Origin of the sequence: Synechococcus sp. H55.10 (assembly GCF_047502715.1) — a bacterium.
Taxonomy (GTDB): domain Bacteria; phylum Cyanobacteriota; class Cyanobacteriia; order Thermostichales; family Thermostichaceae; genus Thermostichus.
In genome coordinates, this window is record NZ_JANSJJ010000155.1 from 17,252 (window position 1) to 31,521 (window position 14,270).

The window sequence follows — 14,270 nt, forward strand, 5'->3', positions numbered from 1 at the left end:
TTCCCTCACCCCCATCCCCTCTCCCAAAGGGAGTCAGCCCTCACCCCCGCCCCCTCTCCCAAAGGGAGAGGGGAGTTGGAGCATCACTCGGTTAGTTTCTCCCAGGCGGCCTGGAAGGCAGCTTGCATGCGCTGGGCGGCGCGTTCGAGGCGGTGACGCCAGGTTTCCCACTTTTGCTGCAAAAACTCTGCCGCCTCATCCAGCAGGGAGAGGTCAAACTTGCCCCCTTTGGCCAGCTCGTCTCGCACCTGCTTGACCTTGACGCGCACCACCTCCGGCGGATCCTGGGGGCCGACCAGGGCTTTGAGGCGATCCCCCATGCGCTGGATGAGCTGCTTGACTTGGCGGGATTTTTCGCTCCAAAAGTTCTTTAGGCCCTCAGTCTCCGATTTGAGGCGCTGGGGAGCATCTTCCTTGACCACCACCGCGTCCACGTCGATCGCCTCTACATCCTCAGGTAAGAGGACGGCGCGCCCTCCCCAGGGCTCAGCAATGCTGCCCCCCAGGATGTAAGCAGCAATGGATCCGGTCTCCCAGTCGAAGAGAAAATCCTCAATCCAACCCACCGGCTGATCCCCAATGCGCACCGTGCGCCGGTAGAGGGAGCTGAGGGGCGTTGCCGGGGTGGCGAAAACGGCGGAGTAGGTCAGCAGCGCGTCCGGCCCGATGAGCGAGATCTGCTCCAGGGGAGTGTAGCCCTGCTGGCTGGTGAAGTAGCAGACCCGTCCCTGGGGATCGACCCAGATTTCTTCGACGGTGCCCAGGGCCGTGGCGGTGCTGCCATCCAGGGCCAGCAGGCCCACCACTTGGCTGCGTCGGATGATCTGTTCCATGAGGAGTTCTCCTTAATTAAAGTTGACAAGGAGCAGGGTTCAGTGGGGTTGTCGTAGGGGTTCCGGGATCCTCAAAACCCGCGGTAGTGGTGGAGCTGCGCCCTGAGGCGGGCAATCTCCTGGGCCATGTCCAAAACCATCGCCGCCCCAACCCAGTTGAGGCCCAAGTCGCGATGCAGACGGATCATCTGGAGCAGGCGCCTGAGCTGCTGGGGAGTGAGGTAGCTGCTTTCGGCTTCCACCAAACCGTGGGCCAGCAGCCACTCCAAGAGGTGGGGCGGGATCCCAGCTACTTCGCTGGCCTGCTCAAAGGTATAGAGGCGTTCTTCCAACCGCACAATGGCCAAGCTCATAGCCTCACCTCCTGCAAGTAGGCGCGGGGATCCCAGCTCCGATTTTGCCGCAGTTTCTCGTAAAGATCCCGCTCAGTGGGGGAGAGGGATTTGGGCGTGACAACCTTTAGCCGCACCAGCAGGTCGCCTCGCTGCCCTTGGGGATCCCGCCAGCCTTGGCCGCGCAGCCGCAGGGTTTGGCCGCTATCGACGCCGGCAGGGATCTTCAGTTGCACCCGACCGGTGGGGGTGGGCACTTCCGCCGTGCCGCCCAAAACCGCCTCATCGGGCGTGATGGGCAGCTCGCAGAGCAGGTTGTCGCCGTCAAAGCGGAAGAAGGGGTGGGGAGGCAGCTCCAGGGTGAGGTAGAGATCCCCCCTCGGCCCGCCGAAGGGGCTATATTGGCCTTTGCCCTTGACGCGGATGCGGCTGCCGGGTTTGGCGCCGGCAGGGATACGGATGGTGAGGGTTTCGCCATCCACGCTCAGCCGCTTTTGGGTGCCGTGGAAGGCCTCTGCCCAGGTGAGGCCTAGCGTGGCTTCTACGTCTTGCCCTGGCAGATCCACCGAGACAAACGGCCCAAACCCGGTGGTGAAACCCTGGAAGCCGCCGCGGCGGGATCCCATGCGGCCCAGCAGATCGTTGATGAAGTCCTCAAAGTTGGTGTACTGGGCAAATCCTTCCATGCCCGGCCCTGCCGCCGCACCGCTGCCCACCCGTTGCCAGTACTGGCCAAACTGGTCGTAGCGCCGCCGCTTGTCCGGATCCGAGAGCACCTCGTAGGCTTCGTTGATCTCCTTGAAGCGCTCCTCGGCTGCCTTGTTGCCGGGGTTAACGTCGGGGTGATACTGGCGAGCCAGCTTGCGATAGGCGCGCTTGATCTCCTCTAAAGAAGCATCTCGGCTGACGCCCAGGATCTGGTAGTAATCCTTGAAATCGCTCGCAGCCATAAGCTCACCCCTACGAAATCAGGTTAAGGCTTTTCAGGATACTTCTCAGAATATTAAGGTTGGGTATTGAAGGGACAGAGCCACGGCGGGGCAGTTGGCTCTGCCACTGCTGTTGAGAAGCTATCTGGGCTAGGGCTTGCGCCTGGAAAAGATCCCCTTGTCGTCCCTTGTGAAAACTTGTTTGACCTTTTCCCAAGCCTTGAGCAGCGCTTGGGCGACGGGGTTGCCCTCTGCCTTGGCCTGGTTATAGGCTTCCACAAAGGTTTGCTGGGCTTCTTCTGAGAGATCGGCGCGGATTTCTGGGGAGATGGTCTCCGGCGTCAGGTTGCCTTCTGGCTCACTGGGCAAGTTCAAGTCGGCAGTGGCCACCTCTTCGCCGCCGGCACTTTGCAACAGCAAGTAGATTTCGCCGGCTTTTTCCTCCGGCACCTGCACCACCAAGAGGAACTCACCTGCTTGCACCCGGGTTTGGTAGATGGCAGCTTTCTCCTGCGGCATGCCCAGGGCAATGAGGGCGGATCCCAGCCCCGCTCCCAGCGCCCCGTAGAGAGCGCCACCGGTTGCCCCCAGCAGCGCCGCTCCCAAGGGCCCGGCGGCCACCACCGCTCCCAAAAAGGGAATAAACAGCACCCCTACCCCTGTAAGTAGCCCCAACAGGGATCCAAACAGGGATCCATAAATGGCGCCGCTGGTCAACCCGTCGAGAACCACATCCTTGCGGGTGATAAAGCCGCTGATTTTGGCTTCCGTTTGAAAATTGCGGCCAATGATGGAGATGCGATCGTTGGGGATGCCGCGGTTGAGCAGGCGCTGGATGCACTCCTGGACTTTGGCTTCTTCTTTGAAAACGGCAGAGACGCACTTTTTGGGGGCTTGGGCGAAGGCACTCATAAAAGCTCCTGGGAAAGTTTTGGCCGGGAAGGCTGAGGGCAGCTTTTGGCAAGCTTTTCCCCTCTTTGCCCATGCCGCCCATTATCTCCCTCGGTTGCCCCAGCGGGAGTCGAGGGATCGCGAAACTCCTGGAGCGATCTCCGTACTGAGGAGGCCTGCCCAAGCGCTCCGCGCCGCTCACGCGACCACCCCCAGCCCCTCTCCCTCAGGGACATCCCTCACCCCCGGCCCCTCTCCCTCAGGGAGAGGGGAGTTGGGAATCGAGGTCGCGGCTAGAGGGATCCAAGACCTTGCCTCAAGCCCTGGCAGACCCCCAGTAAAAAGTCAAGATCTAGGGTCTCAAGGGTGTCGCTGAGCTTGTGGTAGTGGGGGTTGCGCAAGAAGGCGGTGTCGGTCACCATAACCGCGGGGTAGCCTACATCCCAAAAGGGGGAGTGGTCGCTAAGGCGGGTAAGCGGCAGGATCAAACCCCGCTGGCCGGCCGGCAACCAGCAACACGGGATCCCCGCCTGCTGAAAACTGTGCTGTAGCCTCAGCAGATCCCCCAGGGCGGGCCAGTTGCCAATCAGGCCAATGTAATCCCCCCGGTCAGGGTAGAGCCGCTCCAGGCCAGCGGGGTAGCGCTGGGATCCGGGCGTGGGATCGCGGTAGCCCAGCATCTCCAGAGAGAGCATCAGCCGCAGGGGTTGGCGCTGTTGTCTAAGAAAGCGCGCGTAGGCCTTGCTCCCCAGCAGGCCCCGCTCTTCTAGGTCGAAGGCCACTAGCCACAGGGAGGAAAGGGCGGGATGGGTGGCAAAATGGCGGGCCAGCTCCAGCAGCACCGCCACACCGCTGGCGTTGTCGTCGGCTCCAGGGGTGGCCGGGGCAGCGTCAAAATGAGCCCCGACCAGAACGGGCGGTCGGCGGGGATGGGATCCCGGCAATTTCAAGATCCAGTTGCGGTGCTGGCAGCCCCGAGCCTCGAAGGAGAAAGATTCTACAAGCCCATAGCGGGAAAGCTCCTCTTGGATGTAGCGCTCCACCTGGCTGTGGCCCAGGGGCGACCAGTCGGGATCCCGCGGCTGGGCCACCTGTCGCAGATGGGCTTCTAGGCGCTGCTGCAGGTCTTCGCTCCCTGCCTCCGGCATTAGTTTTCTACCTCAGAGTGGATGGCTTGGGCATGAACCTGGCGGGCCAGCTCCAGGGTGAAGTAGCGGTGGGATCCCGCCCTTCCCGCCAGCACCTGAAACGGCAACTCAGGCTCCCCCAGGTGATCCAGCACCAAGGCTGCTCCGGAAAAGTCTTGCTCCCGGGTGTAATCGTTAACCGTCACCACGGCAGGGATGCCCGCCTGCTGGGCCGAGCGCAGCCCGTTTTCGGAGTCCTCAAAGGCCAGGCACTCCTGGGGACGCAGCCCCATCTGTTCCAGCGTGTAGAAGTAGATGTCGGGAGCAGGCTTTTTGGCGGGGACAATATCGCCGGCAGCAATCACCTCAAACCAGCTCAGGCTCTCCGGCAGGGTGTGCTCCAGAAGGGCCGTCACGTTTTCGGGCGTGGTGGTGGTGGCGATGGCCAGGCGGATCCCGGCGGCTCTGGCCTCCTGCAAGAGGCGCTTGACTCCGGGGCGCAAGGGGATCCCTCCTTGGGCCAGCAGAGCTGTGTAGTGGTGGGTTTTGGCCTGGTGCAGCCGGGCTATTAGGGCCGTCAGGTCTTCCCCGGCAGGCAGCGGCGGCTGACAGGTCTCGACGAAGTGGCGAATGCGCTCTTTGCCGCCCGTAATAGCCAGGAGCTGGCCGTAGAGCTCCACCGACCAGTGCCAGTCCAAGCCTGCCTCGGCAAAGGCGGCGTTAAAGGCCACGCGGTGCCCATCCCGCTCCGTATCCGCCAGCGTGCCATCCACGTCGAAAATCAAAGCTTGCAGTTCCATGCGCACCCCCCGTTCCCACCCCGCCAGCCTCCTGTCAACTGGGCAGGCGACCCTATGCTACCTCATGGTTTGGATGCTCTCAGCCAGGTTCCTGGGAAGGCCAAGAAGATGAGAAAATGAGGCACCGGTTATCCAAGTCTCGCCATGAGCTTCGATTTTGACTTGATCATCATTGGTGCCGGCGTCGGCGGCCACGGCGCAGCGCTGCATGCCGTCGAATCCGGCCTCAAAACCGCCATCGTCGAAGGTGCGGAAATGGGCGGCACCTGTATCAACCGCGGCTGCATCCCCTCCAAGGCTCTGCTGGCCGCCTCCGGCCGCCTGCGGGAACTGCAACACAGCGCTGGGCTGGGCATCCAAGTGGGATCCGTCCAGGCTGACCGGGGGGCGATTGCCAATCACGCCACCCAGGTGGTGGAGAAGATCCGCGCCGACATGACTCGCTCCCTGGAGAAGCTGGGGGTAACAATCCTGCGAGGGCGGGGCAGGCTGGCGGGATCCCAAATGGTTGAAGTCCAGGAAGAGAAGGGATCTCGAACCTACACGGCGCGGGATGTGATTCTGGCCACGGGTTCCCGACCCTTTGTGCCGCCGGGGATCCAAGTAGATGGCCGCACGGTCTTTACCAGCGACGAGGCGGTGCGGTTGGAGTGGATCCCGGAGCGGCTGGCCATCATCGGCAGCGGCTACATTGGCCAGGAGTTTGCCGACGTCTACACGGCGCTGGGATCCCAGGTCATTCTCATCGAGGCCCTGGAGACCCTGATGCCGGCCTTTGACCCCGACATTGCCCGCCTGGCCCAGCGGGTGCTGATCAAACCCAGGCAAATCCAGACCTATGTGGGCGTGCTGGCCAAGCAGGTGATCCCTGGCCAGCCGGTGACGATCCACCTCTCTAATGGCGAGACACTGCAGGTGGATGGCTGCCTGGTGGCCGCCGGTCGGATCCCGGTCTCAGAAGGGCTGGGCCTGGCGGAGCTGGGGGTTATCACGGACAAGCGCGGCTTTGTACCCGTAGATAGCCGCATGGCCACCGAATTGCCCCACCTCTGGGCCATTGGTGATGTGACGGGCAAGCTGATGCTGGCCCACGCGGCAGCGGCCCAGGGGCGGGTGGCGGTGGAAAACATCTGTGGCCGCCCTGCTTACATGGATTACCTGAGCATCCCGGCGGCGGTGTTCACCCACCCGGAGATGGGCTTTGTGGGGCTAACCGAGCCGCAGGCCAAAGCCGAGGGCTACAGCGTGGGCACGGTGCGCACCTACTTTGGTGGCAACTCCAAGGCCATCGCCTCTGGCGAGACGGAGGGCATGGTCAAGCTGGTCTTCGATAAGGAGGCAGGGCTTTTGCTGGGATCCCACATTTTTGGGCCGCATGCTGCGGATCTCATCCACGAGGCGGCCCAGGCCATCGCCCGCCGCGCCACGGTGCAAGAGCTGGCCCGCCTGGTGCACGTTCACCCCACCCTGGCAGAGACGCTGGAGGAAGCCTACCGGCGAGCTGCCCACAGTTTGACCGCAGCCTAGCCGTGCCCTGCTGCCGACCGACACGGGCCGACTTGACGGCCAAAACCGGTCTAAAAACCTACAAAGACTCTTAGGATAGGGGGGAAGAGGTGGGAGGACGTGGCTTTGGCCAACGAAGCGGAGATCACCCAGGCGGTGCAGGCCCAGTACGAGGCGTTTCCCTACCCGCCCGTTCCCTACGACCGGCCCTTTGAGGGCTTTTCCAGTCTGGGCAGCTACATTCTGGCCCAATACGCCCGCACCCGCACCTTGCAAAAGCCCAGCGGGGCCAGATTTTTGGTGGCCGGCTGCGGCACCGGCTGGGAGGTGCACGGCATTGCCGCCAGCAACCCCGGCTACGGCGCCGTGGTCGGGATCGACCTCAGCCGCCCGGCCCTGGAGATCGCCCAAAAACGGATCAAGTACCACGGCCTGCGCAACTGCTCGGTGCACTACGGGGATCTGATGGATCCCTCCACTTGGCCGGAGGGGAGCTTCGACATGATCAGCTCCTATGGGGTGATCCACCACACCGCCGATCCGGTCAAGGCTTTGAGAAACTTGGCCTCGCGCCTAGCTCCCGAGGGGGTAATGGCGCTGATGCTCTACAACCGTTCCGGCCGTTGGCACCTCTACCGCATTCGCCGCGCTCTGGAGCTGCTGGGGATTACTCCGCCGGCCACCCCGGAAAAGATCGAATTTGTGCGGCAATTGTTAAAGGCAGCCCATCCCAGTTCCATGCTGGCCCGGCATGCCAAGGCCCACGAGGAATACTACTTACCAGATGAGAACATCGTCGATAACTTCTTCCATGCCAACGACATTCCTTTTGACATCGGCGAGATCCCCGACCTTTTGGCCCAGGCGGGTCTGGAGTTTATCGATGTTGCCCCCTACTTGGACTATTGGAATGCCAAGCCCTTAATTGCCGCCACCCACCCGGAGTTCCACCGCCGCTACGAGGCCCTCGCCCGCATTGACCAACTGCGGGTCATCGAGTACTTGGAGCCCCTCTACCACACGCAAAATCTCTTTTGGTGCTGCCACCAGGGTAAGAAGTTGGCCAACTGGGATCCCTTCACAGCCGAGTTTTTCCGTAGCTCCCGTTGGCAGCTTAACCCCCTCTTTCTCCAGCACGGCCAGGTGCGCTACTGGGATCAAAAGATCCCCCTTTCGGATCTGCTGGGCAAGGTGGATCCGGCCCAGATTGTGACCCAAAAGATGGACATCTTCTGGCCCATTGCTCGGATCCCTGGCAAGATGATCGCCTCCAGCCGCCACCAGGTGGTGGAGCTGCTGCTGCCTCTGGCCAACCAAGCCCGCTCCGGCAGCGAGATTTTGGATCAGCACGCCGAGAGAGCCGAGCACGTCCTTCATCTGTTTCAACAGTGGGAAGCCGACCGCTTAGTTCTCCGAGTTGCTTCCTAACTCCCCAAAGGGAGTAGGGGAGAGGCTGTAGAATACAAGGCCGTTGTCGCCAGGAAGAAATAGCGATGCTCTTCAACAAGACTGCCCGTGGTCTGCTCCTTGCCGGCGCATTTGTCCTCAGCACTCCGTGGGTTGGCGGGGGGGTGAGGACAGAGGCCGCTTCCCACGACACCAATAGGGATCCCTCTGTCCCCATGGCTCACCTGATGAGCCTCGGCCCTGCAGATGAATCCTTTGATCTGCGCTTCCTCGACGCCATGATCCTCCATCATGAGGGAGCTGTGAGCATGGCTGAAGAAGCCCTGCAAAAATCCCGGCGGCGGGAAATTCGTCAATTGGCAGAGGCTATCTTGACGGCCCAAAGCCAAGAAATCGAGCAAATGCGGGCGTGGCGGCTGAGCTGGTACCCACAAGCTCCACAGGATCCCATGATGTGGCACGAGGAAATGGGGCACCTGATGGCCATGACCCCAGAAATGATCTCCCACATGCGCATGGATACAGACCTGGGATCCGCCGACCGAGAGTTTGACCGGCGATTTCTGCAGGCGATGATCCAGCACCACGAGGGGGCTTTGAGCATGGCCGGAGAGGCACTGAAGAAATCCAAGCGCCCCGAGATCCGTCAACTGGCAGAGGCGATTGCGGTTACCCAGCAGACGGAGATCCAGCAGATGCGCGCTTGGCAAAAGCAGTGGTATCCGCAGTAGGGTAGGGCTAGCTACAGGGATCCCTGCCCCATCCGTAGATCTATCCCAGAAGGCTGGACAGGACGGGGGCACCCTCTCAAGGGGTTCAAGCTCGTCACCATGCGGGGGGCGGAGACGGCTCTCTTGAGGGCTCTTCCGCCCCCCACTAAACTACAGGGCAAGTTCTAGACCCGATCTGGGCACTGTCTTCAATCAAGGCCGGGCTTTTTACAAGGATCGGAAGTAGCCTTCACCTCTTGGCGCAGAATGGCTTCAACCAGCTCGTCCAGAGCTTCTAGGTCGGATGGATCATAGCTTCTTTCCCAGAGGATTTGGTTAATGCTGGACTCCTGCTGTGGAGTTAGAATCGAGGATTTTAAAACTTCATCGAGGATCTCGGGAATGCTCATCTTAACCTCGCCATCTGAAGTCAGAATTTATAAACCTAGCCTATAGAATGCCGGAAGTGCCCTTGGATAGCCATCGCGAGGATCACGTATTTTGACGATCAAAATCCGGGGTGATCCATGCAAAGCTTTCGGGGAAATCGCCAATGGTAGTTTTACCGAGTTTGGCTATGGGTGCTGTCTAAATCTACGAGCTTCTCAGGATCTTCTCCGATAAGCGTGTCTAGCGATGAGGGCAGCTTGTGCCTCACAATCTAACCTATATATCTATATCTCTCTATAATCTCTCTATATTATCGACACTTCCTGGACACCTGCTGAAATCTCTCATTTGAGTTCTTAAAAGGCAAGCCTGCTGCAAACCCCAAAGCCCTCAACCTCCCCTTGGGAACTGGAGAGAACTTGGGCAGCCGGGGTCAGTGGTCTATAATCCTGCCAATCCTCCTATTGCCATAGTCGCCATGGCTGATGCTGCTCTTGTTGCCGAGGCTGCCCTGTTGACTGTACAAGGGCTACGGGTTTTCTTGCCCAGCCGCCCGGTTGGTCTTGGCAGGACAGAGGTGGTGGATGGGCTGTCTTTTCGGATAGGGATCGGCCAGACTTTGGGCCTGGTGGGGGAGTCGGGATCCGGCAAAACCATGACTGCCCTGACGCTGATCGATCTGTTGCCCAGCTCGGCCCGGGTGGAAGGCAAAATCCTCTTCAGGGGCCCCAACGGCACGGTGGACTGGCTGCGGTTGGATCCCCAGGAACGGCGGCGCTACCGCGGAGCCCAGATCGCCATGATCTTCCAAGAGCCGAGCACCGCCCTCAACCCCCTCTACACCTGTGGCCAGCAATTGCAGGAAACCCTGCGGGCCAACACCTCCCTAACCCCGACGGAGATCCGCGCCCAAGCCATCCGCCTGTTTGAGGAGGTGCAGCTTTCTCCCCAGATGCTGGAGCGCTACCCCCATCAGCTCTCTGGCGGCCAAATCCAACGGGCGGCTATTGCCTGTGCCATCGCCTCCAACCCCAAACTGTTGATTGCCGATGAGCCGACCACCGCTCTGGATGTAACGGTACAAGCCGAGATCTTGCGCCTGCTCCGGGATCTGCAACAGCAGCGGCAGATGGCGATCCTCTTCATCACCCACGACCTCAATTTGGTGGCGGAATTGGCAGATCAGGTGGTGGTGATGTGCCGCGGCCAAGCTGTGGAACAAGGATCGGTGGAGCAGATCTTTGGCAATCCCCAGCACCCCTACACCCGCGGCCTGCTGGCCTGCCGCCCGGTGTTGGAGCGGCGGTTGCGGCGACTGCCCACCGTCCAGGATTTTCAGGAGAAGGGGGGATCCCTCGAGGAGCGGTGGCAGCAACTGGAGATCCCAGCCGCCGAAGAGGAAGAACGGCTGCGCCGGATAGGCAGCCAGCCCCCTCTGTTGCAGGTGCGGGATCTGCGCACCCACTATGCCGTCCGTCGCGGGCCATTGGGCCGCCAGGTGGGCGAGATCCGGGCTGTGGACGGGATCAGCTTCGACCTGTATCCGGGGGAAACCCTGGGGGTGGTGGGAGAGTCCGGCTGCGGCAAAACCACCCTGGGGCGAACCCTGCTGCGCCTGATCCGCGCCAGCTCCGGCCAGGTAATCTACAACGGGGAGGATTGGCTCCGCCTGCCGCCTCAACGCTTACGCCGCCGCCGCCGCGAGATTCAGCTTATCTTTCAGGATCCGGCGGCTGCCTTGGACCCGCGCATGAGTGTGGGAGCCAGCGTCATGGAGCCGATGGCGCTGCACGGGATTGGGAGAAACGCCGCCGAGCGCCGGGCACGAGCCCAACGCCTGTTTGAACGAGTTGGGTTGGATCCCGAGGCGCTGGATCGGCTGCCCCACCAATTTTCGGGAGGACAGCGGCAGCGGATCTGTATTGCCCGCGCCCTGGCCTCAGAGCCGCGCCTGGTTGTCTGCGATGAAGCGGTGTCTTCCCTGGATGTCTCCGTGCAGGCCCAGGTGCTGAACTTGCTCAAGGATCTGCAGGAGGAACTGGGGCTGACCTACCTGTTCATCTCCCACGACTTGAGTGTGGTCAAGTTCATGAGCGACCGCATCCTGGTCATGAACCGAGGCCGCATCGAAGAAATCGGCCCTGCTTTCCAGATCTACCGGCAGCCGCAGCAGGACTACACCCGCCGCCTTATCGCCGCCATTCCCAAAGGGGATCCGAAAAAGCGTGGTGCCCGCCAAGCCGGATGAAGGGTTTCCCCTGGAGCCGCACCCACGCACCTCCCGGCCAGATTTGCAATGAGGCTAGAATTAAGTAAACTTTGAGTCGTAAAGCTTTGGACTCCTTGTTAGCTGATTTAACAAAACGTTTTATCCGCAGTGTGGGCTGCAACCGGCTATGGCTCGCATACTCATCATTGAGGACGACCCTTCGATTCTGGATATTCTGCGTATCAATCTGGAGTTGGCGGGCTACGAGGTCGTGAAGGCCACCGATGGGGTACGCGGACAAGCACTGGCTCTGCAGGTTCTCCCGGATCTCATCATTCTCGACCTGATGCTGCCCCAGGTGGATGGCCTGACGGTTTGCCAGCGCTTGCGGCGGGAGGAGCGCACCAGCGAGATCCCGATCCTGATGCTCACCGCCCTTGGCCAAACCCAAGATAAGATCGAAGGCTTCAATGCCGGTGCCGACGACTACCTAACCAAGCCTTTTGAGGTGCAGGAGCTGCTGGTGCGGGTGCGGGCCCTGTTGCGTCGCTCGGATCGGATCCCACAGGCGGCCAAGCACGGCGAGATCCTCACCTATGGCCCTCTCACGCTGGTGCCGGAGCGGTTTGAGGCGCTGTGGTTCGGCAAAACCATCAAGCTCACCCACCTGGAGTTTGATCTGCTCCACTGCCTGATGCAGCGACATGGCCAGACGGTTTCCCCCAGCGAAATCCTGCAGGAGGTGTGGGGCTACGAGCCTGACGACGACATCGAGACCATTCGCGTCCATATCCGCCACCTGCGCACCAAGCTGGAGCCGGATCCGCGCCACCCCCAGTACATCAAGACCGTCTATGGGGCGGGCTACTGTCTGGAGCTGCCCAACATCGCCGATCCCGGCCCACCGCAGCCAGAACTGGCGAAAGAGTCCCTCAAGTAATGCTTGAGGATGTTGCTCACACAACTGCTAATCTAGGGGATGCCCTGCTGCGGATTGCGGTCTGAGGTTTATGTCTGGTGCAATTCAGTATCTGATGTGCCCACCCGACCATTACGAGGTGGACTACGTGATCAATCCCTGGATGGTGGGAAATGTCCACCGCTCTTCGCGAGAACGGGCGCTGCAGCAGTGGCAGGCTCTCTATCGGCATCTCTCGCAGTGGGCGGAGGTGAAACTGATCCAGCCGGTGCCAGGATGGCCGGATATGGTCTTTACGGCGAATGCTGGGCTCATCCTCGGATCCACGGTGGTGCTGAGCCGTTTTTATCACCCGGAGCGGCAGGGGGAACAGCCCTATTTCAAGGCCTGGTTTGAGGAACAGGGCTACACCGTCCATGAGCTGCCGCCGGCCCTGGCTTTTGAGGGGGCGGGAGATGCTCTGCTGGATCGGGCAGGGCGCTGGCTGTGGGCGGGCTATGGCTTTCGCTCCATGCTGGAGTCCCATCCTTACCTGGCCAAGTGGCTGGGGATCGAGGTGTTGTCTTTGCGGCTGGTGGACGAGCGGTTTTACCATCTGGACACCTGCTTTTGCCCTCTCTCCGAGGGCTATTTGCTCTACTACCCGCCGGCCTTCGATGCCTATTCCAACCGCCTGATCGAGATGCGGGTGCCCCCCGAAAAGCGGATCCCGGTTCAGGAAGCGGATGCCGTTCACTTTGTCTGCAACGCCGTGGATGTGAACGGCACGATTCTGGTGAACTGGGTCAGCCCAGAGCTGGAAGCCACGCTGCAGGAGCGGGGCTTTACGGTAGTGCAGACGGAGCTGACGGAGTTCCTCAAGGCTGGCGGGGCGGCCAAGTGTCTGACGCTGCGCCTGGACGAGACGGTGGCTCCGCAAAGCGAGCCGGTAGCCACGGTGCTCAGCCGGACGGTGACCCTGGAGGGACACTTGGTGGACAGCGACCTGCTCACCCGCGCCGTCGATTGCATTGTGGACAATGGCGGCAGCTTCCAGATCCTCAAGTTTCAGCTTGGGGAAAAGCGGCAGAGCACTTCCAGAGTAGAGCTGGCCGTTTCGGCTCCCACCGAGGAGGCGCTGGATACCATTCTCAGCGCCTTGATCGAGCGGGGGGCGCGCCTGTCGGACGAGACCTTGCAAGATGCCCGCCTGGAACGGGTGGAGAAGGCGGGGGTGGCTCCCGACGATTTTTATGTCACCACCATCTACCCGACACAGGTGCGGGTGGCTGGCCAGTGGATCCCGGTGCAGCGGCAGCGCATGGATGGGGTGATCGTGGTCAAGGGATCCACAGCCTATTGCACTCTGATTCGCGATCTGCAGGTGGGGGATGCGGTGGTCTGCGGGGTGGAAGGGATCCGCACCGTGCGCCAGGCCAGCAAAGAGCGCTCTTCCCAGGAGTTTACCTTTATGGGATCGGGGGTCTCCAGCGAGCGGCGGGTGGAGCTCCTGGTGGAGCAGATCGCCTGGGAGCTGCGGCAGATCAAAGAGCGGGGCGGCAAAACGGTGGTGGTGGCAGGGCCGGTGGTCATTCACACCGGCGGCGGCTCCCATTTGGCTACCCTCATCCGCGAGGGCTATGTACAGGCCCTGTTGGGGGGCAATGCCATTGCCGTTCACGACCTGGAGCAAAATCTCTACGGCACCTCGCTGGGGGTGGATCTGTCGCGGGGCACCCCGGTCAAGGGCGGCCATAAGCATCACCTCAAAACCATTAACCTCATCCGCAAGTACGGCAGCATTCGGGCCGCCGTGGAAGCGGGCGTGATTACCGGCGGGGTGTTCTACGAGTGCATTCGCGCCCAGGTGCCTTTCTCGCTGGCCGGATCCATCCGCGACGATGGGCCGCTGCCGGATACGGAGATGGATCTGATCAAGGCCCAAGAGGATTACGCACGGCTGCTACAGGGGGCCGACATGGTGCTGATGCTCTCCAGCATGTTGCACTCGATCGGGGCCGGGAACATGACGCCTGCCGGGGTCAAGTTGATCTGTGTGGACATCAACCCGGCGGTGGTGACCAAGCTGGCGGATCGGGGATCCCTGGAGTCGGTGGGGATCGTCACCGATGTTGGCCTGTTCTTGAGCCTGCTGGTGCAGCAGTTGGCCCGTCTGGGACAGGTGTACAAGCGACCAGAACCCGCCCTTGCCGCCCGCTAGCCACCCCATCCCCAATG

13 protein-coding genes are annotated in these 14,270 nt (G+C 61.5%); 6 read left to right on the forward strand and 7 right to left on the reverse strand.

What is annotated here, in order from left to right:
- Nucleotides 1–83: 83 nt before the first annotated feature.
- The 6 genes from NW858_RS09665 to NW858_RS09690 form a co-directional block, all read right to left on the reverse strand.
- Nucleotides 84–833, reverse strand: a complete 750-nt coding sequence (locus NW858_RS09665) for a photosystem reaction center subunit H (protein WP_414520389.1) — start codon at nucleotides 831–833, stop codon at nucleotides 84–86.
- 71 nt (nucleotides 834–904) lie between these two features.
- Entirely contained in the window at nucleotides 905–1,186 is a 282-nt protein-coding gene (locus NW858_RS09670) for a chaperone modulator CbpM (protein ID WP_414336116.1), read from the reverse strand.
- Nucleotides 1,183–2,115: a DnaJ C-terminal domain-containing protein gene (locus NW858_RS09675; protein ID WP_414336118.1), complete on the reverse strand. Its 933-nt coding sequence runs from the start codon at nucleotides 2,113–2,115 to the stop codon at nucleotides 1,183–1,185. Before NW858_RS09675 ends, NW858_RS09670 begins: the two co-directional genes overlap by 4 nt.
- Before the next feature lie 129 nt (nucleotides 2,116–2,244).
- A complete protein-coding gene (locus NW858_RS09680; RefSeq protein ID WP_414336120.1) occupies nucleotides 2,245–3,006 on the reverse strand; it encodes a ChaB family protein in 762 nt (253 codons plus the stop codon).
- A 272-nt stretch (nucleotides 3,007–3,278) separates the two neighbouring features.
- On the reverse strand, nucleotides 3,279–4,133 hold the full coding sequence (locus NW858_RS09685) for a M28 family peptidase (RefSeq protein WP_414333764.1): 855 nt from the start codon (nucleotides 4,131–4,133) through the stop codon (nucleotides 3,279–3,281).
- On the reverse strand, nucleotides 4,133–4,912 hold the full coding sequence (locus NW858_RS09690) for an HAD family hydrolase (RefSeq protein ID WP_414520390.1): 780 nt from the start codon (nucleotides 4,910–4,912) through the stop codon (nucleotides 4,133–4,135). Before NW858_RS09690 ends, NW858_RS09685 begins: the two co-directional genes overlap by 1 nt.
- A gap of 144 nt (nucleotides 4,913–5,056) precedes the next feature.
- Here NW858_RS09690 and lpdA point away from each other — a divergent pair, with 144 nt between their 5' ends.
- The 3 genes from lpdA (at nucleotide 5,057) to NW858_RS09705 (ending at nucleotide 8,556) form a co-directional block, all read left to right on the forward strand.
- Nucleotides 5,057–6,439 (forward strand): dihydrolipoyl dehydrogenase, encoded by a 1,383-nt coding sequence (gene lpdA, locus NW858_RS09695; RefSeq protein WP_414333768.1) that lies wholly within the window; start codon nucleotides 5,057–5,059, stop codon nucleotides 6,437–6,439.
- A 99-nt stretch (nucleotides 6,440–6,538) separates the two neighbouring features.
- Entirely contained in the window at nucleotides 6,539–7,846 is a 1,308-nt protein-coding gene (locus NW858_RS09700; protein WP_414520391.1) for a class I SAM-dependent methyltransferase, read from the forward strand.
- 65 nt (nucleotides 7,847–7,911) lie between these two features.
- Nucleotides 7,912–8,556 carry a DUF305 domain-containing protein gene (locus NW858_RS09705; RefSeq protein WP_414333772.1) on the forward strand — a complete coding sequence of 215 codons (645 nt, stop codon included), beginning with the start codon at nucleotides 7,912–7,914 and terminating at the stop codon, nucleotides 8,554–8,556.
- Nucleotides 8,557–8,744: 188 nt separating this feature from the next.
- Here the strand turns inward: NW858_RS09705 and NW858_RS09710 are convergent, their stop codons facing one another.
- Nucleotides 8,745–8,945, reverse strand: a complete 201-nt coding sequence (locus NW858_RS09710; protein ID WP_414333773.1) for a hypothetical protein — start codon at nucleotides 8,943–8,945, stop codon at nucleotides 8,745–8,747.
- Nucleotides 8,946–9,403: 458 nt separating this feature from the next.
- On the opposite strand from NW858_RS09710, the gene NW858_RS09715 reads away from it, so the two are divergent.
- The 3 genes from NW858_RS09715 to NW858_RS09725 all read left to right on the forward strand — a co-directional run bounded on the left by NW858_RS09715 (nucleotide 9,404) and on the right by NW858_RS09725 (nucleotide 14,253).
- On the forward strand, nucleotides 9,404–11,173 hold the full coding sequence (locus tag NW858_RS09715; protein ID WP_414347480.1) for a dipeptide ABC transporter ATP-binding protein: 1,770 nt from the start codon (nucleotides 9,404–9,406) through the stop codon (nucleotides 11,171–11,173).
- 148 nt (nucleotides 11,174–11,321) lie between these two features.
- Nucleotides 11,322–12,074 (forward strand): response regulator transcription factor, encoded by a 753-nt coding sequence (locus tag NW858_RS09720; RefSeq protein WP_414333777.1) that lies wholly within the window; start codon nucleotides 11,322–11,324, stop codon nucleotides 12,072–12,074.
- Between the two features lie 70 nt (nucleotides 12,075–12,144).
- Nucleotides 12,145–14,253, forward strand: a complete 2,109-nt coding sequence (locus tag NW858_RS09725; protein ID WP_414520392.1) for a TIGR00300 family protein — start codon at nucleotides 12,145–12,147, stop codon at nucleotides 14,251–14,253.
- The last annotated feature ends 17 nt before the right edge of the window (nucleotides 14,254–14,270 follow it).